General features: G+C 62.9%; 19 protein-coding genes. 11 read left to right on the forward strand and 8 right to left on the reverse strand.

What is annotated here, in order from left to right:
- Positions 1-154: 154 nt before the first annotated feature.
- From BLS51_RS07435 to BLS51_RS07445, 3 genes are all read left to right on the forward strand, one after another.
- A complete protein-coding gene (locus BLS51_RS07435; RefSeq protein ID WP_090182060.1) occupies positions 155-2,035 on the forward strand; it encodes a M61 family metallopeptidase in 1,881 nt (626 codons plus the stop codon).
- Between the two features lie 86 nt (positions 2,036-2,121).
- Entirely contained in the window at positions 2,122-2,760 is a 639-nt protein-coding gene (locus BLS51_RS07440) for a glutathione S-transferase family protein (protein ID WP_090182058.1), read from the forward strand.
- A gap of 16 nt (positions 2,761-2,776) precedes the next feature.
- A complete protein-coding gene (locus tag BLS51_RS07445; RefSeq protein ID WP_090182056.1) occupies positions 2,777-3,115 on the forward strand; it encodes a hypothetical protein in 339 nt (112 codons plus the stop codon).
- Here BLS51_RS07445 and BLS51_RS07450 read toward each other — a convergent pair.
- From BLS51_RS07450 to imuA, 3 genes are read right to left on the reverse strand one after another with little or no spacing between them, the layout of a single operon-like run.
- Positions 3,112-3,870 carry an alpha/beta hydrolase family protein gene (locus tag BLS51_RS07450; RefSeq protein ID WP_090182053.1) on the reverse strand — a complete coding sequence of 253 codons (759 nt, stop codon included), beginning with the start codon at positions 3,868-3,870 and terminating at the stop codon, positions 3,112-3,114. The genes BLS51_RS07445 and BLS51_RS07450 overlap by 4 nt on opposite strands.
- 9 nt (positions 3,871-3,879) lie before the next feature.
- Positions 3,880-5,358: a Y-family DNA polymerase gene (locus tag BLS51_RS07455; protein ID WP_090182051.1), complete on the reverse strand. Its 1,479-nt coding sequence runs from the start codon at positions 5,356-5,358 to the stop codon at positions 3,880-3,882.
- Positions 5,288-5,980 carry a translesion DNA synthesis-associated protein ImuA gene (imuA, locus tag BLS51_RS07460; protein WP_090182049.1) on the reverse strand — a complete coding sequence of 231 codons (693 nt, stop codon included), beginning with the start codon at positions 5,978-5,980 and terminating at the stop codon, positions 5,288-5,290. The genes BLS51_RS07455 and imuA overlap by 71 nt, the downstream gene beginning before the upstream one ends.
- A gap of 113 nt (positions 5,981-6,093) precedes the next feature.
- Here imuA and BLS51_RS07465 point away from each other — a divergent pair, with 113 nt between their 5' ends.
- Complete coding sequence (locus tag BLS51_RS07465; RefSeq protein WP_090182046.1) at positions 6,094-7,347, forward strand: putative Na+/H+ antiporter; 1,254 nt, start codon at positions 6,094-6,096, stop codon at positions 7,345-7,347.
- On the opposite strand, the gene BLS51_RS07470 is transcribed toward BLS51_RS07465, so the two are convergent.
- Positions 7,344-7,637: an addiction module antidote protein gene (locus tag BLS51_RS07470; RefSeq protein ID WP_090182044.1), complete on the reverse strand. Its 294-nt coding sequence runs from the start codon at positions 7,635-7,637 to the stop codon at positions 7,344-7,346. The genes BLS51_RS07465 and BLS51_RS07470 overlap by 4 nt on opposite strands.
- 224 nt (positions 7,638-7,861) lie before the next feature.
- On the opposite strand from BLS51_RS07470, the gene BLS51_RS07475 reads away from it, so the two are divergent.
- Positions 7,862-8,818, forward strand: coding sequence for a redoxin domain-containing protein (locus tag BLS51_RS07475; RefSeq protein ID WP_090182042.1), 957 nt, complete (start codon positions 7,862-7,864; stop codon positions 8,816-8,818).
- A 6-nt stretch (positions 8,819-8,824) separates the two neighbouring features.
- Here the strand turns inward: BLS51_RS07475 and BLS51_RS07480 are convergent, their stop codons facing one another.
- Complete coding sequence (locus BLS51_RS07480) at positions 8,825-9,853, reverse strand: extracellular catalytic domain type 1 short-chain-length polyhydroxyalkanoate depolymerase (protein WP_175472534.1); 1,029 nt, start codon at positions 9,851-9,853, stop codon at positions 8,825-8,827.
- Between the two features lie 66 nt (positions 9,854-9,919).
- Positions 9,920-14,269: an ATP-dependent RNA helicase HrpA gene (hrpA, locus tag BLS51_RS07485; RefSeq protein ID WP_229207519.1), complete on the reverse strand. Its 4,350-nt coding sequence runs from the start codon at positions 14,267-14,269 to the stop codon at positions 9,920-9,922.
- Between the two features lie 56 nt (positions 14,270-14,325).
- On the opposite strand from hrpA, the gene argA reads away from it, so the two are divergent.
- Both argA and BLS51_RS07495 read left to right on the forward strand, forming a co-directional pair.
- Positions 14,326-15,636, forward strand: a complete 1,311-nt coding sequence (gene argA / locus BLS51_RS07490; protein WP_090182039.1) for an amino-acid N-acetyltransferase — start codon at positions 14,326-14,328, stop codon at positions 15,634-15,636.
- Between the two features lie 35 nt (positions 15,637-15,671).
- Positions 15,672-15,944: an oxidative damage protection protein gene (locus tag BLS51_RS07495; RefSeq protein ID WP_090182037.1), complete on the forward strand. Its 273-nt coding sequence runs from the start codon at positions 15,672-15,674 to the stop codon at positions 15,942-15,944.
- A gap of 47 nt (positions 15,945-15,991) precedes the next feature.
- Here the strand turns inward: BLS51_RS07495 and rpiA are convergent, their stop codons facing one another.
- Entirely contained in the window at positions 15,992-16,669 is a 678-nt protein-coding gene (gene rpiA, locus BLS51_RS07500) for a ribose-5-phosphate isomerase RpiA (RefSeq protein ID WP_090182034.1), read from the reverse strand.
- Between the two features lie 148 nt (positions 16,670-16,817).
- On the opposite strand from rpiA, the gene BLS51_RS07505 reads away from it, so the two are divergent.
- The 3 genes from BLS51_RS07505 to BLS51_RS07515 are packed head-to-tail and all read left to right on the forward strand — an operon-like array spanning position 16,818 to position 18,768.
- Positions 16,818-17,189, forward strand: coding sequence for a response regulator (locus BLS51_RS07505; RefSeq protein WP_090182032.1), 372 nt, complete (start codon positions 16,818-16,820; stop codon positions 17,187-17,189).
- 3 nt (positions 17,190-17,192) lie between these two features.
- On the forward strand, positions 17,193-17,825 hold the full coding sequence (locus tag BLS51_RS07510; protein WP_090182030.1) for a chemotaxis protein CheC: 633 nt from the start codon (positions 17,193-17,195) through the stop codon (positions 17,823-17,825).
- A gap of 1 nt (position 17,826) precedes the next feature.
- Positions 17,827-18,768, forward strand: a complete 942-nt coding sequence (locus BLS51_RS07515) for a sensor domain-containing diguanylate cyclase (protein WP_090182028.1) — start codon at positions 17,827-17,829, stop codon at positions 18,766-18,768.
- Between the two features lie 6 nt (positions 18,769-18,774).
- Here BLS51_RS07515 and BLS51_RS07520 read toward each other — a convergent pair whose 3' ends face one another.
- Complete coding sequence (locus tag BLS51_RS07520; RefSeq protein ID WP_090182023.1) at positions 18,775-19,611, reverse strand: helix-turn-helix domain-containing protein; 837 nt, start codon at positions 19,609-19,611, stop codon at positions 18,775-18,777.
- Positions 19,612-19,700: 89 nt separating this feature from the next.
- Between BLS51_RS07520 and BLS51_RS07525 the strand changes: the two genes are divergently transcribed.
- On the forward strand, positions 19,701-21,101 hold the full coding sequence (locus BLS51_RS07525) for a cytochrome P450 (protein WP_090182021.1): 1,401 nt from the start codon (positions 19,701-19,703) through the stop codon (positions 21,099-21,101).
- Positions 21,102-21,154: the final 53 nt, after the last annotated feature.

Below are 21,154 nucleotides of genomic sequence, written 5' to 3' on the forward strand. Positions count from 1 at the left end.
GTTGGTGGGGAATTCCCCGCTCGCGGCCCCCGTCCTGGGCAACCGCTGAGTCCCATATAAGTCGCCCCGGAACGCTTTCAAGAGGTTTTTTTGAAAAATTTTTCGTTTCCCGCGTGCTACACTCTTTTTCTTGTCAACCGTTTTATCAAAGATTATGTCCCTGACTCGTGCCGTACTTGCCGGCCTGCTGGCTACCGCCTTCAGCGCCCAGGCCGCCGCCATTTCCGAACAGCCCTATCCGGGCACCATCGTGCTGAAAGTGGACGCCACCAATAATGCGCAACAAATCTTCCGCGTCACGCAGAACATTCCGGCCCAGCCCGGCAAGCTGACGCTGCTGTATCCTCAGTGGGTGGTGGCCAATCACGGCCCGAGCGGCGCGCTGAACCAGTTTGCCGGCTTCAAGGTCAGCACGGGCGGCAAGGCACTGAACTGGAAGCGCGATCCGCTCAATGTCTGGTCCTTCGAGATCGACGTGCCAAACGGCGCCAGCTCGGTCGACGTGGAATTCCAGTACGTGTCGCCGGTGGAAGCCAGCCAGGGCCGCACCACCTTCACCAACGACATTCTTGGCGTGCAATGGCAATCGCTGGCGCTGTACCCGGCCGGCTACCGCAGCCGCAACATCACCGTGCAGCCGAACCTGACCGTGCCGCCGGGCTGGCAGTTCGGCAGCGCGCTGGAAGTGAGCGAGCGCAAGGGCGACGCCATCGCCTTCAAGCCGCTCGACCTGGAAACCCTGCTGGACTCGCCGCTGTTCGCCGGCCGCTACTTCCGCCGCATCGACCTCGATCCGGGCGCCAAGCTGCCGGTGCACCTGAACCTGGTGGCCGACAGCCCGGAGCAGCTGGAAGCAACGCCGGAACAGATCGCGCCGCACCGCGCGCTGATCCAGCAAGCCTACAAGCTGTTCAACTCCAAGCACTACAAGCACTACGACTTCCTGCTGGCGATCAGCGACGAGTTCGGCGGCATTGGCCGCGAGCATCACCAGTCCAGCGAGAACGGCGTCAAGCTCGGCTACTTCACCGAATGGAACAAATACGAAGCGCGCCGCGAACTGCTGCCGCATGAATTTACGCACTCGTGGAATGGCAAGTTCCGCCGTCCGGACGGCCAGGACGTGCCGAACTTCAACACCCCGCTCGACAACTCGCTGCTGTGGGTGTACGAAGGCCAGACGCAATACTGGGGCGCGGTGCTGGGTGCACGCTCGGGCCTGCTCAAGCCGGAAAACACGATGGACCTGCTGGCCGCCTCGGCCGCGCGCCTGGACAACGTCAAGGGGCGCGAATGGCGCGCGGTGCAGGACACCACCTACGATCCTATCGTCAACGCCCGCCGCCCGCAGGTGTGGAACAACTGGCAGCGCGGCGAGGACTACTACCAGGAAGGCCAGCTGATCTGGCTGGACGCCGACACCCGCATCCGTGAAATGTCGGGCGGCAAGCGCTCGCTGAACGATTTCGCCCGCGCCTTCTTCGGCGTCGACGACGGCATGTACGTCGCCAAGCACTACACCTTTGACGAAGTGGTGAAAGCGCTCAACGCCGTGCAGCCTTACGACTGGGCCACCTTCCTGCGCAGCCGCGTGGAAAGCCACGGACCGGGCGCACCGCTGGACGGCCTGACGCGCGCCGGCTGGAAACTGGTCTACACCGAAAAGCAGACCGACTTCCTGAAAGCCCAGGAAGACCTGAGCAAGTCGGCCAACTTCCAGTATTCGCTGGGCTTTTCGGTCAGCTCGGAAGGCAAGCTGGAGTCGTTCATCTGGGAAGGCGTCGGCTTCAAGGCTGGCCTGTCAGGCAACACCACGCTGCTGGCAGTCAACGGCCGCGCCTACAAGCCGGAAATCCTGCGCACCGCGATCATCGCAGCCAAGACTGCAAAAGAGCCGATCAACCTGCTGGTCAAGAAAGGTAATCTGTATCAGACCGTGGCGCTGGATTACCATGATGGCCTGAAGTACCCGCGCCTGGAACGCATCCCCGGCACGCCGGATCGCCTGACAGAGATCCTGAAGCCACTGAAATAAGCTTCGCCGCGCCGCGCCCGCTTGTACAGGGCGCGGCGTTGTGGCCGGATGGATTATCGTTATGAAAATTCATCCGGAGACCGCGCATGTTGACCCTGCATACCTGGACCACGCCCAACGGTCGCAAAATCCCTATCATGCTGGAAGAACTGGGCCTGGAATACGACATCCTGGCCGTCGACATCAGCAAGGGCGAACAGTTCAAGCCAGAATTCCTGGCAATTTCCCCGAATAACAAAATCCCCGCCATCGTCGAGACCGACAACAACGGTAACAGTTTCAGCATTTTTGAAAGCGGCGCCATCCTGACCTATCTGGCAGAGAAGACCGGCAAGCTGCTGCCCGCTTCCGGCCCGGAGCGCTACAAGGTGCTGGAATGGCTGCACTGGCAAATCGGCGGCCTCGGCCCGATGCTCGGCCAGGCCGGTTTCTTCGCCGTGCGCTCGGAAGAAAAATCGCCACTGGCGATCAAGCATTTCATCGAAGAAGCTGACCGCCTGCTGGGCGTGATGGACAAGCAGCTCGCCAAACACGCCTATATCGCCGGCAACGATTACAGCATTGCCGACATCGCCTGCTATCCATGGACCGTGGCCGTGCTCGACAAGATGCGCCCGGTGCTGGGCGAGCAGATGGACAGCAAGCCGCACCTGAAGCGCTGGCTGGCGCTGATCGGCGCGCGCCCGGCCGTACAGCGCGGCATGGCTTTACCGAAAGTGGACTAAGCTGTATGCTGCGCCCATGAACAATGACACCGACATCCAGCTCAGCGGCCCATTCACGGCCACCGACGGCTCCGGCCGTGCCCACGACGCCAAGGCGATCCGTATCTTCGACGAAGGTTATGGCGCCATCGAGGTTTATGTGGATTTCAAGGCGCCTATCAGCGGCTTGCACAAGGACAAGGCGCTGATCGCCGCCGTGGTGGCGCAACTGCGCACCGTCGGCTACAAAGGCCCGGACCTGATCGCCGGCGACCCGGTACTACAGGAAAACCGCCTGCTGGTGCTGGATACGCCCGATGAATTCAACGCCTTCGCCGCCAGCAAGGGCTGGAAAGACCTGTCGGAAGATTTCTAAAAGATATACCGGTCTGCCCAGGCTGCGATCAGATTGGCGACGTAAGCCGCGTCTTCGCGCCTGGTCAGCAAATGATCGGCATCATCCAGCGAGATAAAACTTTTCGGATGCTTGGCGGCGGTGAAAATTTCCATCGCATTGCTGAGGCTGACCGTATCGTCGCCCGGCGCATGCATCACCAGCAAGGCGCGCCGCAGCGCCGCAATTTTTTCCTTCAAGTTATGCTCACCCGCATCGTCAACGAACTGTTGCTTGATGCGGAAGGGCCGTCCCGCCAGTTGCACTTGCGCCTCGCCTTCGCGCGCGATTTCCTCCAGATGCTGATCGAACATGCCGGTCACATAGACCGGGTTCGCCGGCGCGGCGATTGTCACCACCGCTTTCACTTCCGGCATCTGCTCTGCTGCCGCCAACGCCGCCGCACCACCCAGGCTATGGCCGATCAGCAGCGACGGCGCCTGCAAGGTTGCACGCATGAAATCGGCAGCCGCCACCAGGTCAGCCAGGTTCGATGAAAAATTGGTGTTGGCAAATTCGCCTTCACTGGCGCCAAGGCCGGTAAAGTCGAAACGCAGCACGGCAACACCATGCCCGGCCAGCGCTTCCGCCACACGCCGGGCGGCCAGCACGTCCTTGCCGCAGGTGAAGCAATGGGCGAACAGCGCATAGGCTTTCACGTCACCATCCGGCCCGTCCAGGCGCGCAGACAGCTTGTGCCCGTGGGCGCCGGTGAATTCTAGTCGTTGTGATTTCATACGCATACTTTAACCGAAGAGGCCGTGCAGATACCAGCGCGTTTCCGGCTCGGTGGCGCTGGCGTCGCGCTCCTTGAACAGCCAGTAGTGCGCATGGTCCTCGCCCTGCGCCATGAAATAGTCACGCGCTTGCATCGTGCCCCACCAGCCGGCTTCGATACGCTCACCGGTCGAGCGGATGCGCAGCGGCGAGCCGTAGTAAGGGCGGTGGTCGCGGATCAGCAAGGGAATCGGCTTGGGCAACAGCCAGGTCGGACGCGGCAAGGCGGTCACATCGGCCGGCAGCTGTGCGCGCGCATCGGCCGGACGGATTTTTTCCTGGATGCTGCGCCAGACATTGGCCTGCTCCGGCCGGTAATCGGCGCTGGGCGCGGCTTGCAGCACATTGTCCGCGCCCAGGCGCGCGGCCAGCAATTCCAGCAGGCGCTGCCAATCCTCCTTGCTGCCACCGGGTTCGGGAAACAGCGAGTCGCTGGGTGGCGCCATCGGTTGCACTTGCGGTGCTTCCAGGCTCAGACCGATCACCGGTGCCTGCAGTTCCTGCTTGGCCAGGCGTTCTTTCAGCAGACGCACCAGATGCCCGTCTTTCCAGGTCGGTTCGGCCAGCACGATTTCGATCATGCTGGGCGGACGGGCGGTGCGGCCACGCTCATGCTCCAGCAATAACCGGATGCGCTCCACCGCCAGCTGACGTGCGCTGAGCCAGCCTGTCAGTTGCAGCACCAGCCGGTGCGCACCGAACAGCAAGGCTTCCGCATTTTCCACGCGATCAAACAATTCCATCTTCGCGTGGAAGCTGGCCGGCGCTTCCAGCCATTGATGCATTTCCGGACGGGCGCCGTGGGCGTCATCCAGCATGTCGAGCAAGGCGCGGCCACAGCGCCTTTGCAAGCCGGGACGCGGCAAGCGGCGCAAATGCCCCAGCGTCATGCAGCCTATGCCTTCCATCCAGTCCAGATAGGCGCGGGCCGGCGGCAGCACGCCGACCGGCAGGGTTTCCAGGCGGCGCTCCAGCGATGCCATCGTCAAGGCCCGACCGGCATTGCAACGCGCCAGCAGCCAGGCGCCGCGCGCGGTCGGCGCGCAACTCAACGTGCCAGTGAAACCCAGCGCACGCACGCTGTCCGCCACCTTGCGGCACAAGGACTGGATGCCGCCGAACAGCCGCAGGCTGGCGCCGACATCCAGCAACAACGTGGCTTCCTCCGCTTCCGCCAGTTGCGGCGTGAATTGCAGCAGCGCCATCGCCACCGCCTGCAAGGCCTCCGCCTCCAGCGGCAGCGAGCGTTGCTGGAACTGCGTTTGCGGCGCCAGCATGATGGCGCCGCCGCGCCGCAAGCCGGTGCGCACGCCAGCCTCATAAGCAGCATCCGACAGGGCGATGACCCGCTCCTGCTCCAGCACCACGGTACAATGGTCAGCCGACCAGCGTGGGCTGTATACTTCGAGCGGGAGCCGTGGCAGGTGTAGAGCGATCCAGAGGCGCATGGCGTTGAAGCAAGGCAGGAGTTAACGGTAAAAATAAAGGTACGTCACGCTGTGGTCCTCGTCGCTTGACGAAGCCGATGTCCATGCCGCCCGCCGCCGGTTTCAGCGACAGCCGCAACGGCGCCGGCGAAGCATCCTGCGCCGCCGACAACGGCCTCAGCATGCAGAACAAGGTCTCGCCACTTTGCGCAGCCAGATGCAGGCGGCGCAAGGTTTCTCCCCTCGCCTGCTTCTGCCAGAACAGCAAGGCGCCGCAACAGCCGCTGCGCAGGATTTGCTCGGCCGCCCACAACGCGTCGCTGGCCTTGGCGCCGCTGCGCACCCATAATAGTTGCGACGGCTCCAGGCCCAGCGCGGCCAGCGCCAGCGCTTGCGGCACATGCGGCGGCTGCAACAGCACGATGGGACGCTTGCCGAGCGCAGCCAGCGTCGGCTGCAACAGGCGCAGCTCGCCAATGCCGTGTTGCTGCACCAGCAGATCGATCAGCGTGCCCAGTGGCCAGCCGCCGCCAGGCAGTTGCGCGGACAAGGCGGCAAAGCCTGTGTCCATGCAGCGCGTGGCGCTCTGGGCGAGCTGATCCGCCCGCCATAGCGACGGGTGCAAGGTTTCCGGGTGTGTCATGGCATTGTACCGCAAATACTGTATAAATACACAGTACTCTTGGCACGCTTGTTTTGCAAGGGATATCTGCCTTGCTGTACCATACGGGCTAGCGATTTATCAAAGGATGCACTTTGCAAACGATACAACTGGTGGGCGCCGTCCTGTTCGGCCTGGCGCTGCTGCACACCTTCGCCGCCAAGTCTTTCGAACAGCTGTCGCACCGCTATCCGCGCCACGCGGGCCTGTTCCATTTGCTGGGCGAGGTCGAGGTGGTGTTTGGCTTTTGGGCCTTCGTGCTGATGATGGCGCTGGCCCTGCTCAACGGTGGCCAGGCGGCCATCGCCTACGCCGAGTCGCGCCAGTACACCGAGCCGCTGTTTGTGTTTGTGGTAATGGTGGTGGCGGCGTCGCGCCCGGTGATGGACATCGTGCAGCGCGTGTTGTCTGCACTTGCCCGCCTGATTCCGGTGCAGAATGAACTGGCGCTGGTGTGGCTGGGCCTGGCGCTGGTGCCGCTGACCGGGTCGCTGATCACCGAGCCGGCGGCGATGACGCTGGCCGCGCTGATGCTGGCACCACTGATCTTCCGCGACAACATGCCGGAGTGGCTGAAATACGCCGCGCTGGGTGTGCTGTTCGTCAACATCTCCATCGGCGGCATGCTGACCTCCTACGCCGCGCCGCCAGTGCTGATGGTGGCCGCCACCTGGAACTGGGATACCGCCTACATGGCCGCGCACTTCGGCTGGAAGGCGGTGATTGCGGTCATCATTAACGCGACTGTCATCAGCTTCATGCTACGCAAGCACCTGCACGCGCCAGCCAACGCCGACGCGGCGTCCGCTGCGCCGGCGGTGCCGCTGGCGGTGACGCTGATCCATCTCGGCTTCCTGGCGGCGGTGGTGGTGTTGGGCCATCATCCGGTGCTGTTCCTCGGCATCTTCATGTTGTTCCTCGGCTTCACCACCGCCTACCAGCGCTACCAAAGCCCGCTGATCATCAAGGAAGGTTTGCTGGTCGGCTTCTTCCTGGCCGGGCTGGTGGTGCTGGGCGGAATGCAGCAATGGTGGCTGCAGCCGATCGTCGAAAGCCTGTCGCCGCTGGCGCTGTTCTTTGGCGCCATGAGCCTGACAGCGATCACCGACAACGCCGCGCTGACCTATCTCGGCTCGCTGATCGACGGCATGTCGGCCGAGGCGCAATACATGCTGATGGCAGGCGCCGTCACCGGCGGCGGCCTGACAGTCATCGCCAACGCCCCCAATCCAGCCGGCGCCGCGCTGCTGCGCCGCGGCTTCCGCGACGAATCCATCGGCGCCCTCGGCCTGCTGGCCGGCGCCGCCGCCCCCACCGCGATCTCCGCCCTGGCTTTCCTGCTGCTTTAAGCAGCTACCGAGACGTGCAGTTGCAACCCAAGCGCGCGCGTTACCTTCAAAATCGTCGCGAAGCTTGGGTTCCCCTCTGCGGAGAGGGCTTTATACAAACTTTCCCGGCCCAGACCGATATCGTTCGCCAACTCAGTCATTCCATGTACGCGCGCGATATTTCCCAATGCCTTAGTGATAAACGCCACGTCATCCCCTGCCTCCTCAAGACACGCATCAAAGTACAATGCGATATCTTGTTGGGTTTGGAGATGCTCCACGCTATCCCATTTGCTTAATTTAAGCGCCATTCTTTTCTCCTACAATTTCCTTGCCAGCGCTTGTGCTTTCGGAGGTCTGTAAAACGTCCATGGAATTGTATTCCTCGGGATACAGTGCGACAAGAACGATTCTATTTGCCAGAGACCAAACGGCTTTGAGCATCATCATGGCCTAGTCGTTTAGGCGGTTCTTGCACCTTTTGCTTGCTCCACCTCGTAAGTAGGATGGGCTGATGTTTAACTGATGGGGATGGATGATGAAATGGGCTGCGGTTTTGATGTTGTTGTGCGGGCTGGCGTCGGCGGATGATGGCACGCAGCGGGCGCAGCGCGCGGGGAAGACCTTGATCGGGCAGGCGGGGCCTGCGGCCACGTTGACGTCGATTGATGGCCAGCGTATCGACCTGGCTTCGCTGTACGGCAAGCAGCCGGTGTATCTGAAGTTCTGGGCCACGTGGTGCAAGCCTTGCAATGAGCAGGCGCCCGAATTTGAAAAACTGTATCAGCAATATGGCAAGCGCATCGCGGTGGTGGCTGTCAATACCGGCTACAGCGAAACAGAGGCTGATGTACGCGCATTCCAGGCCAAGTACAAGTTGCACATGCCGGTGGTGATCGATGACGGCAGCCTGGCCGGCAAGCTGAATCTGCGCGTCACGCCGCAGCATGTGGTCATCGACGCCAACGGCCGCATCGTGCATGTGGGCCATCTGGACGACCAGCCGTTGCGCGATGCGCTGGAACGCGTTGCCACCACCAAGCCGGCAGGCGGCGCGCTGCCACTGGCGCCACAAGGCGCAGTTGCGGCGCAGTTCAAGGTGGGTGATCGCGTCACCGGCATCAGCGTGACGACGCTGGCAGGCAAGAAGGTATCGTTCGGCGCCGGCAAGCCGCGCGCGCTGGTGTTCTTCTCGCCATGGTGCGAGTCCTATCTGCGCGATACACGCCCCGCAGTCGCTACGGCCTGCGAGCGTGTGCGTATCGAAAGCGAAACGCTGGCCAAGGACCGCAGCACGGAATGGCTGGCGATTTCGTCGCCGCTGTGGACCTCGCGTGCGGAGCTGGCGGATTACGCCAAAGAACAGCGCACCACCATCCCGCTCGCGCTGGATGAAAACGGCGATATCTTCCGCGCCTTTGGCGTGCATAACATCCCCACCGTCGTCAAGCTGGATGCGCAGGGCCGCATCAGCAATGTGACCACGCCATGAAGCCGTTTATACCCGGCGGTGGCGGGCGAAAAATTCCAGCATCATTTTGCTTGCATTCGGACCGGAGCGGTCGTTGAATTTGAATGCCGGATCGCCGCCGCTCCATGCGTGTTCAAGCTTGTACACTTGTGCCACGCGCAGCAGCAGCTTGCGGCCTTCGTAGTAGTCGAGCAGGCGATAGTGGCGTCTTTCTGTGACCTTGGCCGGCGAGGACAGCCGGTTCAGCAGCAGGCTTTGACGCGTCAGCTGGATCTGGTTGATGGATTTGACGACGTTATCACTCTCGCCCTGAAACAGGATGGCGGGCATACCGGGGAATTGCGGGTGGCGTTGCAGGATTTCCTGGACGGCGATGTCGGCACGCAGGCCGAGGGCGCCGTTGTTCATGACGCTGAGTGCGCCCAGTGAGCTGTGGCCTGCGCCAAAGACCGGGCCTGAGTGCAGGCCGATGGCGGCGAACAGTCTTGGGTGGTTCAGTGCGAGGATGTCGGCCATGCCGGCGCCGGCCGAAATGCCGGCAACGTAGATCCGCGAACGGTCAATAGCGTATTGCATCAGCACCTTGTGAACGATGCCGATGATTGTAGGGACGTCGCCACCGCCGTCCTGCGTGGCGCGTTCGTACCATTTCCAGCAGCGGTGTGAATGGCTGCTCACCAGTTGCTGCGGATAGAGGACGGCGCAGCCCATTTTTTCCGCATGCAGGTTCATGCGCGCGCCTTGGGCGAACTGGGTGGCGGTCTGCTGACAGCCGTGCAACATGACGACCAGTGGCATGCCGTTTTCAGAGCGATTGTTTGGCAAGTAAAGCCAGTAGCTCATGCGCTGCCCGGCTACGTTTGGTGCATGACCGGAGAGCCATTTGCCCGGTGCGACGGCCGGTGGCGCGGCAACAGCGCCTGAGGCGAGTGGCTTGGCGGCGCGGGGCTTTCGTGGCTTTCGTGGCTTAGGCGGCATCGTGGCGGCGGCGAATAGTTTGGCGGTGCGCGTGCCTGCGCGGATCAGACTACGCAGCAGCTTTCCGGTCTTGGCCATCGCAACGTCCTCCTGTTGCAAAACAGTCTACCGGAAAGCCGCACCACCACACGTTCGCTAACGCGCTTAGCGCAGCATGGACTCCCACACTTTTTGCAGACGTTTTGCCGACACCGGCATCGGCGTCCTCAGTTCCTGTGCAAACAGCGATACGCGCAGCTCCTCCAGCATCCAGCGGAACTCCACAATCTTCGGATCGGTGTTCTTGCCGGCCGACTTGTCGCGGCTCGCACGCAGATAAGCCGCTGCGGCCTGCTGCCATTCCGCCATCAATTTCGTATCGCGGGAAGGATCGCCACGCAGCTTTTCGATCCGCACGTTCATCGCCTTCAGGTAGCGCGGGAAGTGCGACAACTGGCTGTATTCGTTCTCTTGCAGGAAGCGCTTGTGCACCAGACCTTGCAACTGTTGTTGCATGTCCTGCGCGGCCTGTTGCGGCAGGCCTTGCAGACGCTTCGGCAGACCGTGGAATTCGGTCAGCACTTGCGACAGCAGACGCGCAATCTCATTCACCAGCAGAACCAGGCGCGATTTGCCTTCGTCCTTGCGCTTTGTGAAAGTGGCTGCATCGATCGGCAACGGGTCTTGCAGGCAGGCGATGTCCAGTGCCTTGTTGATGATCTGCTCGCGCAGTTCTTCCTGCGTGCCCATGCTCATGAACTGCATGCCCATTTGTTGCAGGTTCGGGATGCTCTTTTCGATGAACTTGATCTGATCTTTCATCTGCAACGCGAACAGGCGGCGCAGGCCGATGCGGTGGGTGCGTGCGGCCACGGTTGGGTCGTCGAAGACTTCCAGGTCGCAGTGCGTGCCTTTGTCGACCAGTGCGGGGAAGCCGATCAGCGTCAGCTTGCCTTGGGCGATTTCCAGTAGCTCCGGCAGTTCGCCGAAGGTCCACGAGGTCAGGTTGGTCAGTGTGATGTTGCTGGCTGGCGCACCGGGAGACGCAGCGCCCTTCCCGCCCGCGCTGCCGGCACCCGCGCCGACGGCCGGGGCCGCAGAAGCGCCCGCAGTGACAACACCGCCCTTCGCCGGGATCACCGCGCGCGCGGCGACTGTCGCCTGCGGGCCGGAGGCTTCCGCCATCTTCTGGAAGCTCTCACGCGCCTGCGTACCGTACTCCGCTTGCAAAGTAGCGAGATTGCGACCCATGTCCAGCTGGCGGCCATGCTCGTCGATCACCTTGAAGTTCATGAAGTGGTGTGCCGACAGCGTTTCCGGCTTGAAGTCGGTGGTCAGCGGCGTAATCGTGATCTGCGCGCGGATGTCGGCGATGATGGCGTCAATCAGTTCACCACGGCCGAAGGCATGCTTCTCTTCGATGCGCTCGCAGAATCTGGCCGCGTAATCCGGCAGCGGCACGCAATGGCGACGCAGCTTCTGAGGCAGGGATTTCAGCAGCAGATGGACCTTCTCCTTCAGCATGCCCGGCACCAGCCATTCGCAACGCTCGCGCGACAGCTGGTTCAGCGCATACAGCGGCACCGCCAACGTTACACCATCGCGCACGCTGCCCGGTTCGAAGTGATAGGTCAGCGCCAGTTCCAGGCCGGAGACATTCATCTTCTTCGGGAACAGGTCGGTGGTCACGCCTGCCGCTTCGTGGCGCATCAGTTCATCGCGATTCAGGAACAGCAGTTTCGGTTCCTGGGTCGTGACATCCTTGTGCCACTTCTCGAAGCCGGCGCCGTTCACTACGTCGGCTGGAATCAGCTTGTCGTAGAAAGCGGCGATCAGCTCATCGTCGACCAACACGTCCTGACGGCGCGACTTGTGTTCGAGGTTCTCGATCTCTTTAATCAGCTTGTGGTTATGCGCGAAGAACGGCGCGCGGGTTTCGTAGTCGCCGCCAACCAGCGCATCACGGATGAAGATTTCGCGCGCCTCAACCGGATTGAAGACGCCATAGTTAATGCGGCGCTGGCTGTACACCACCAGTCCATACAAGGTGGCGCGCTCGGACGCGGTAACTTGCGCCGAACGTTTTTCCCAGCGCGGCTCGCCCCACGATTTCTTCAGCAGATGGCCACCGACCTTCTCCAGCCACTCCGGCTGGATCTGTGCGATGCAGCGCGCGTACAGACGCGTGGTATCCACCAGCTCGGCCGCCATGATCCACTTGCCAGGCTTCTTGCTCAGCGAGGAACCCGGCCAGATATTGAATTTGATGCCGCGCGCGCCGAGGAAGCCAGGATCGTCTTCCTGCTTGAAGCCGACATTGCCCAGCAAGCCGGTAAGAAGCGCCATGTGCAGGTTCTCGTAGGTGGCAGGTGCTTCGTTCAGGCGCCAGCCCTGCTCTTTCACGATCGTCAGCAGTTGCGAATGCACGTCGCGCCATTCGCGCAGGCGCAGTTGCGACAGGAAGTTGCTGCGGCAGTTGTCCTGCAACTGGCGGTTGGTCTTTTTGTGCTCAATCGCGCTTTCAAACCACTTCCAGATCTTGATATAGCTGAGGAATTCGGACTTCTCGTCGGCGAACTTCTTGTGCGCCTCATCGGCGGCCTGCTGGTGTTCCAGCGGACGGTCGCGCGGGTCTTGCACCGACAACGCGGAGGCGATGATCAGCACTTCGTTCAGGCAGACGTTGTCCAGCGCGGCCAGGATCATGCGGCCGACGCGCGGGTCCAGCGGCAGCTTGGCCAGCTTCTTGCCGAGGGGCGTGATCTGGTTGTATTCGTCGACCGCGCCCAGTTCCTGCAGCAGCTGGTAGCCATCCGCAATCGCGCGCGCCAGCGGCGGCTCGATGAACGGGAAAGTCTCCACATCGGCCAGATGCAGCGTCTTCATGCGCAGGATGACCGAAGCCAGCGACGAGCGCAGGATTTCCGGCTCGGTGAACTTAGGACGCTGCAGGAAGTCCTGTTCGTCGTACAGGCGGATGCAGACGCCATCGGCGACACGGCCGCAACGGCCGGCGCGCTGGTTGGCGGCCGATTGCGCGATCGGCTCGATCTGCAATTGCTCGACCTTGTTGCGGTAGCTGTAGCGTTTCACGCGCGCCAGGCCGGCGTCCACCACATAGCGGATGCCGGGCACGGTCAGCGACGTCTCGGCCACGTTGGTGGACAGCACGATGCGGCGCGCGTTGCTGGTCTTGAAGACGCGCTCCTGCTCCTCTGCCGACAGTCGGGCGAACAGCGGCAGGATTTCCACATGCGGCGGGTGGTGCTTGCGCAGCGCTTCGGCGGTGTCGCGGATTTCACGTTCGCCCGGCAGGAACACCAGGATGTCGCCGGAACCGATGCGCGCCAGTTCGTCGACGCCGTCGACCACGGCATCCATCAGATCGCGTTTTTCGCGGGCGGCGGCGGTGCGCGCGCCCTTGCCTTCGGCGTTGGCGATGGCGGCGGCGTTGGCGCCGGCCGGCACGTCGCTCTCGATCGGGCGGTAGCGCACTTCCACCTTGTACAGGCGGCCGGAGACTTCAATCACCGGCGCCGGTTTCTCCGGCGTGCCGAAGTGGCGCGCGAAGCGGTCGGCGTCAATCGTCGCGGAGGTGATGATGATTTTCAGGTCCGGGCGGCGCGGCAGCAGCTGCTTCAGGTAGCCCAACAGGAAGTCGATGTTCAGGCTGCGCTCGTGGGCCTCGTCGATGATGATGGTGTCGTAGGCCTTGAGCAGCGGATCGCTTTGCGTTTCGGTCAGCAGGATACCGTCGGTCATCAGCTTGACCGATGCGCCTTTTTGCAGCGTGTCGGCGAAGCGCACCTTGAAGCCGACGTGTTCGCCCAGCGGCGAGCCGAGTTCCACGGCGATGCGCTTGGCAGTCGACGAGGCGGCAATACGGCGTGGCTGGGTGTGGCCGATCAGGCCTTTCTGGCCACGGCCGAGTTCCAGGCAGATCTTCGGCAGCTGGGTGGTTTTGCCGGAACCGGTTTCGCCCGAGACGATGATGACCTGGTTATTTTGCAGCGCCTCGGCGATTTCGTGGCGGCGGCCGGAGACCGGCAAGTCTTCAGGGAAGGTGATCGGCGGCAGCGGATTGCGGACATTACGCTCGGCCTCGCGCGCCGCCTGTTCCTCCGGCGTCAAACGCGGTGGCCGGCCATCACGACGCGCTCCACGCTCGCCAGCATCCCCCTCAGGGCGGGGGCCACGCGGCCCACGCGACTCGGCACCCGCCGGACGCGGACCACGGCCCTGCGGCGAGGCGCTGTCCACACGGAGATCACGCGGGCCACGGCCCTGCGGCGCGGCGCCGTCCACACGGGGCTCGGCGCCAGCAGCACGCGGATTGCGGCCCTGCTGCGGCTGGCCTGCGGGTCGCTGCGCGCCGCCCTCGCCGCGCGGAGCGCGCTCGCCTTGCGGGCGTGGCTGGCCCTGCCCGGCGCGGGCCTGGGCGGCTGGCGCGGGACGGTTGGCAGCGGTTTGAGGGCTGGAAGACGGTTTCTGTGGCTTGTTGCTGGCTTCTGACATTGTTTTTTACAAAGGTATTTGGCGCGGACGTCGCGCCCCGAATTATAATGCGGCTAATGGAAAACCCTACCCAATTCGTCCAATGGCTGCGCTCTGTCGCGCCTTACATCCACGCTTTCCGTGGCAAGACCTTCGTGGTCGCCTTCCCAGGTGAACTGGTTGCCGCCGGCGCGCTGCCGGTGCTGGCCCACGACCTGTCGCTGCTGCATGCGCTGGACATCAATGTCACCGTAGTCTACGGCTCGCGCCCGCAAGTGGCCGAACAGCTGGCCCTGCGTAACGTCGAAGGCCGCTTCCACAACGGCGTGCGGATCACCGACACCGCCGCCATGGAATGCGCCAAGGAAGCCGCCGGCGAACTGCGCCTCGATATCGAGGCCGCGTTCAGCCAGGGCTTGCCGAACACGCCGATGTCCAATGCGGCGATCCGTATCATTTCCGGCAACTTCATCACCGCCCGCCCGCTGGGCGTCATCGACGGCGTCGACCTGGAACTGACCGGCGTGACCCGCAAGGTGGACGCGGAAACCATTCACTCCATCCTCGGCTCGGACGGCCTGGTGCTGCTGTCGCCGCTGGGCTTCTCGCCCACCGGCGAGGCGTTCAACCTGACCATGGAAGACGTGGCGTGCAGCGCCGCCATCTCGCTGCACGCCGACAAGCTGATCTTCATCACCGAGACTCCGCTGATGGCCGACGCCACCGGCGCCGAAATCCGCGAGCTGTCGTCGCACCAAGCGGAAGCCGTGCTGCAAGCCGGCTTCCTGCCGGACGCCACCGCCTTCTACCTGAAGCACTGCATCAAGGCCTGCGACAACGGCGTCGAGCGCTCGCACATCGTCTCGTTCGACATGGATGGCTCGGCACTGCTGGAACTGTTCACCCACGATGGCGTGGGCACCATGATCTCGCACGAGAACCTGGAATCGCTGCGTCCCGCCACAATTGAGGACGTTGGCGGGATTATCAAGCTGATCGAGCCACTGGAAGCCGACGGCACGCTGGTCAAGCGCGGCCGCGAGCTGATCGAGCGCGAAATCGACCTGTTCTCGGTCATCGACCACGATGGCGTGCTGTTCGGCTGTGCTGCGTTGTATCCGTTCCCGGAACAGAAAATGGCCGAAATGGCCTGCCTGACCGTCAACCCGGAAGTACAGGGCCAGGGCGACGGCGACCGCATCCTCAAGCACATGGAAAACCGCGCACGCGCCATGGGCATTCAGAAACTGTTCGTGCTGACCACCCGCACAGCGCACTGGTTCATCAAGCGCGGCTTCCATCCGGCCACGGTGGACGCCCTGCCGAAGGACCGCCAGCGCATGTATAACTGGCAGCGCAAATCCCAGGTTTTGATTAAGACCTTATAATCACTATTTTACAGATAGCTTTAGGAGCAACCCACATGGCCCGCACCGTTCAATGCATTAAACTCAACAAGGAAGCCGAGGGCTTGGACTTCCCGCCGTATCCGGGTGAACTGGGTAAGAAGATCTGGGAGCAAGTGTCCAAGGAAGCGTGGGCCCAGTGGCTCAAGCACCAGACCATGCTGGTCAATGAAAACCGCCTGAACCTGGCCGACCAGCGCGCCCGCAAATATCTGGCCGCACAGATGGAAAAACACTTCTTCGGCGACGGCGCCGATGCGGCACAAGGCTACGTGCCACCGGCCGAGTAAGCTTAGGCCAGCCCACTCCCCGGCCACAGCCGGGGAGCATCTCTTCCTTAGAACTTCAGCGTTTTCACACCTTCCGCCGTGCCCAGCAGGCACACATTGGCGCCACGCGCCGCAAACAGCCCCACCGCAATCACGCCAACGATCTGATTGATCTGCGCTTCCAGCGCCTTCGGCTCGGTAATCGACAGGCCCGCCACATCCAGCAGATAACCGCCGTTGTCGGTCACAAACGCCTCTTCCGTGCCGGCTTTCAGGCGCAGCTTCGGCGTGCCGCCCAGCTTGACCAGCTCACGCGCCACCGACGCGCGCGCCATCGGAATCACTTCCACCGGCAGCGGGAACTTGCCCATCACATCTACCAGCTTCGAGCCGTCGGCGATGCAGACGAACTGTTTCGATACCGAAGCGACAATCTTTTCACGCGTCAGCGCAGCACCGCCGCCCTTGATCATGGCGCCGGAAGCGTCGATCTCGTCGGCGCCATCGATGTAGACGGCGATTTCCGCCACATCGTTCAGGTCGAACACGTCAATGCCGTGACCACGCAGACGGGCGGCGGTGGCTTCCGACGAGGCCACGGTGCCCTTGATCTTGTGCTTGATCTTGGCCAGCTCATCAATGAAGAAGTTGGCGGTGGAGCCGGTGCCGACGCCAATGATCTCGTTTTCCACCACATAGTCAATGGCGGAGCGGGCTACGGCTTGTTTCAGTTCGTCTTGGGTCATGATAAATACATAAGAGATGGGAAATCGGATAACGCTATTTTACCATCCCGATTTTTACCGAATCAGCGTACAACAAATGCAACACTATAGTCAGTTTGGCCATGGGATATGCGAGAATGGTTAAAAAGATCCATCGGGGAAAAGAGACATGGCCAGCACCAAAACCGTCCTGATAGTCGATGACAGCCGCGTGTCGCGCATGATGGCGCGGCAATACCTGTCCGGCCTGCGCGCCGACTGGATTGTCGAGGAAGCCGCCACCGGCGAGGAATCGCTGGTCAAGGCGCGCCACACTACGCCCGATTTGATCCTGATGGACGTCAACATGCCCGGCATGGGCGGCATCGCCGCCGCCGAGCAGCTGCGCCAGGAATTCCCCGCCATACCGATCTCGCTGCTGACGGCTAATGTGCAAACCGCCACCCGCGAGCGCGCCAGTGCCATGGGCATCGGCTTTGTCGAGAAGCCGATCACCGAGGCGCGCATCGCCCAGCTGGTCGCCACGCTGGAAGCGGCGTAGAGCATGTTCCAGCTGTCCGAACTGGAGAACGATGCGCTGATCGAGATCTTCAACATCGGCGTCGGCCACGCGGCCGCCTCGATGAGCGCCATCGTCAATGAGGCGGTGCGCATGTCGGTGCCGTCGATCAGCTTCATTCCAAGGGCCGAGGCGGCGCGGCTGCTGGGCGCCAGCGACACAGGCCCGGAACGCATCTGCGGCGTCAGCCAGCATTACACTGGCGCCTTCGAGACGGAAGCCATCCTCATGTTCCCCGAAGATAAAAGCCTGGAGATCGTGCGGCTGATGGTCGGCGAGTCGGTGCCACTGAAGGAGCTGACCGAAATGGAGCAGGAAGCCATGTGCGAGATCGGTAATATCATGCTGAACTCCTGCGTCGGCACGCTGGCGAATATCTTCCAGCGCGAGCTGCAAGGCTCGCTGCCGCAGTACCACGTTGGCACCAGCGATGAAATCCTCAGCGCGACGGCAGCCGGCAGCCAGGCCGACACGGTGGTGCTGATGCTGCACATCGACTTCGTGCTGGAGAAGCACCAGATCCACGGCTACGTGGCGTTTGTGCTGGCCATCTCCGCGCTGCACGACCTCAAAGACCAGATCAATCTCTACATCGCGCGCGCGATGGGACAGGGCTGACATGGACCCGCTCCGCCTGCCCCTGCTGGAAAGCGTGTTCTGCGCGGTGAGCCTGGGCGCCGTCGTACTGGATCACGAGCGCCGCATCGTGCTGTGGAATGCGTGGATGGTCCGGCATTCCGGCCTGACGCATGAACAGGTGATCGGCCGCGACTTCTTTGCCGTCTGTCCCGAGCTGCGCGGCGGCCGGGTCGACACCGCCATCCAGTACGCGCTGTATAACAACTTCCCGTCGCTGCTGTCGCAGACGCTGAACAAGGCGCCTTTTGCGCTATACCTGCGCGATGAACGCATCCAGCAGGCGGTCGAAGTCACGCCGGTCGACGTGCAAGGCGCGCCGCGCCACTGCCTGATCCAGGTCAGCGATGTCAGCATCGCCGTCGGACGCGAACGGCTGCTGCGCGAGCAGACCATGGTGCTGCGTTCGCAGACCTTCTCCGACGGCCTGACCGGCATCGCCAACCGCCGCCACTTCGATGTAGCGATGGAGAAGGAACACCGGCGCGCCAAGCGTGGCGCCACGCCTTTGTCACTGCTGATGATCGACATCGACCACTTCAAGGCTTACAACGACCATTACGGCCACCAGAAAGGCGACCAGTGCCTGATCCAGGTGGCCGGCGCGCTGGCAGAAATGCTCAAGCGTCCCTGCGACCTGATGGCGCGCTATGGCGGCGAGGAATTCGCGATGATCCTGCCGGAGACCGATGTCGATCAGGCCTTGCTGATGGCCGAGGCGATACGCGCGCGGGCGCAGGAACTGGCGATACCGCACGAACGCAACACCGATCCATCGCAACGGGTGACGGTCAGCATTGGCATCGCCACGCAGAAGCCCGAAACGCCGGTGGAAATCGAAGCCCTGATCGGCGCCGCTGACCGCGCCTTGTATCAGGCCAAGCGCAACGGCCGCAACCTGGTCGCGGCGCTGCTGCCAGCATGAGAAGCGTCACGTCCACACGCGATAGATCCAGTAGCTCTCGTCGCTGGACGCCAGCACGCGCGCCAGTTCCAGTGGACTGTGGCCGGTGATCTCGCGCGCTTCGCGGCAGAAGTGGGCCTGGTCCGAGTAGCCGCCGCGCGCGGCGATGTCGGACCATACCGCCTTGCCGGCCAGGTATTCTTCACGCGCCTCAAAGAAGGAGTGTTCGGCGCGCTGGAAGCGCAGCAGCTTGCGCAGCGGCTGGCCGGCGCGGATCTTGATGCGGCGCTCGATGTTGCGCACGCCGCGTCCCAGCGCGGTATCGGCGGCTTGCGCGGCCAGGTGGCGTACCCAGTCGCCGGCCAGCGCACCAGCGCCGCCGGGACGCGTAGCCTGCCAGCGCGGCTCCAGGAATTCCTCGATCAACGCCAGCCGCCCGGCGTCATCGGGCGCGTTCAACACTGCTTGCGTCAAGGTGTGCCACGCGGGGCCCAGCACCTCGCCTGCCGATGCCCAGCGATCCACCCACGCCGAGATATCCACGCCGGACAGCGTGTGCAGCGCCTGCGGATAAAACATCACCATCAGCATGCGCACCGGGCCGGGATTGTAAGTACTCAGCGGCCGCGTCTGCGGTCCGCAGAAGACAGCGCGGAACTGGTCCGGCGTCACGCCTGGCGGATCAACCACTTCCACGTCGCCCTCGATGTAAAAGGTGACCGAGCAGTGCGGCGTGGCCGGATAATGGTTGTAGCGGTCCTCGCGCTCGGTGAGCGGCGTCTCGACTGTACTGCGCAAAACATAAGCCCGCACGCACGACGACAGCGACTTGCGCGGGAAGACCAATCGGGTAGGCGTTTCCATGCCGGCTAGTGTATACCAATGTCGTAAACGTTCAATACGCTGGCCGCAGCCAGGCGCACACTCAGGCATCTTCATCGAGGAAAGCCCGCATGCGATCACGCCACATGAACGACCTGCCAGGACCACGGCCCTGGCCACTGGCCGGCAACCTGCCGCAGATGCGGCCTTTGCGCATCCATCAGGATGTGGAAGCATGGGCGCGGCAATATGGCCCGCTATTCAAGATCACCTTTGGCCGCACGCCCCTGCTGGTGGTGGCGGACCATGAACTGGTCAGCGCCGTGCTGCGTGACCGCCCCGATGGCTTCCGCCGCCCGGCCATCACCGCCAGCATCTCCGATGAAATGGGCGGCCGTCCCGGCGTGTTCCTGGCCGAAGGCACAGCGTGGCGCGATCAGCGGCGCATGGTGATGGCGGCGCTGGCGCCCCATGCGGTGAAGGCCTATTTCCCATCGCTGGTGTCCGTGGCGCTGCGGCTGCAACAGCGCTGGCGGACCGCCGCGCACGATGGCGACACAATCGATCTGGCGGAAGACCTGAAGCGCTACAGCATCGACATTGTCGCCGGGCTGGCGTTCGGCACCGAGGTCAATACCATCGATGGTGGCGAGGACGTCATTCAGCGCCACATGGACGTGGTGCTGCCGGCCGTCGCACGTCGTTCGATCGCCCTCTTTCCCTACTGGCGCTATCTCAAGCTACCGCAGGACCGTCAGCTGGACACACACCTGCTGGCATTGAACAAGGCCGTCGATGAGCTGGTCGCCGCCGCCCGCGCGCGGCTGGCGGCGGAACCATCGCGGCGCGCGCATCCGGCCAACCTGCTGGAGGCAATGATCTGCGCGGCGGATGAAGGCGGCAGTGGTGTCACCGACGACGCGGTGGCCGGCAATGTCACCACCATGCTGCTGGCTGGCGAAGACACCACCAGCAACACGCTGGCGTGGATGCTTTACCTGCTACAGCAAAATCCCGCCGCCATGCACAAGGCACGCGAGGAAGTCATGCGCATCGCACCGGACGTGCGTGCGTTCACCATCGAACAAATGGATGCGCTGGATTATCTCGACGCCTGCGCGCAGGAAGCGATGCGCCTGAAACCGGTGGCGCCATTCATTCCACTGGAAGCGCTGCGTGACAGCGTGGTCGGCGATGTGCAAGTGCCAAAGGGCGGCCTGCTATGGTGTGTGATGCGCAACGATAGCGTGACGGCATCGCATGTGCCGGAGGCGGCGGCGTTCCAGCCGGAGCGCTGGCTGCAACGTGGCGAAGGCGCGATCAGCAAGCACGTCTCGATGCCTTTCGGCGCCGGCCTGCGAACCTGTCCGGGGCGCTACCTGGCGCTACTCGAAATCAAGATCGCCAGCGCCATGCTGCTGTCCAGTTTCGACATCGCCTCGATCGATACCATCGATGGCAAGGAGCCCGAGGAACTGATGGCCTTCACCATGTCCCCGATCGGCTTGCGGATGCGCTTGCAACACTCCTGATTTGCAAGCATATTTCGCGTGCGCGGCAGCCGTGCTAGGCTGCTCCATCGGTT

It is taken from the genome of Duganella sp. OV510, from assembly GCF_900100205.1.
In the GTDB taxonomy this organism is placed as follows: Bacteria; Pseudomonadota; Gammaproteobacteria; order Burkholderiales; family Burkholderiaceae_D; genus Rugamonas.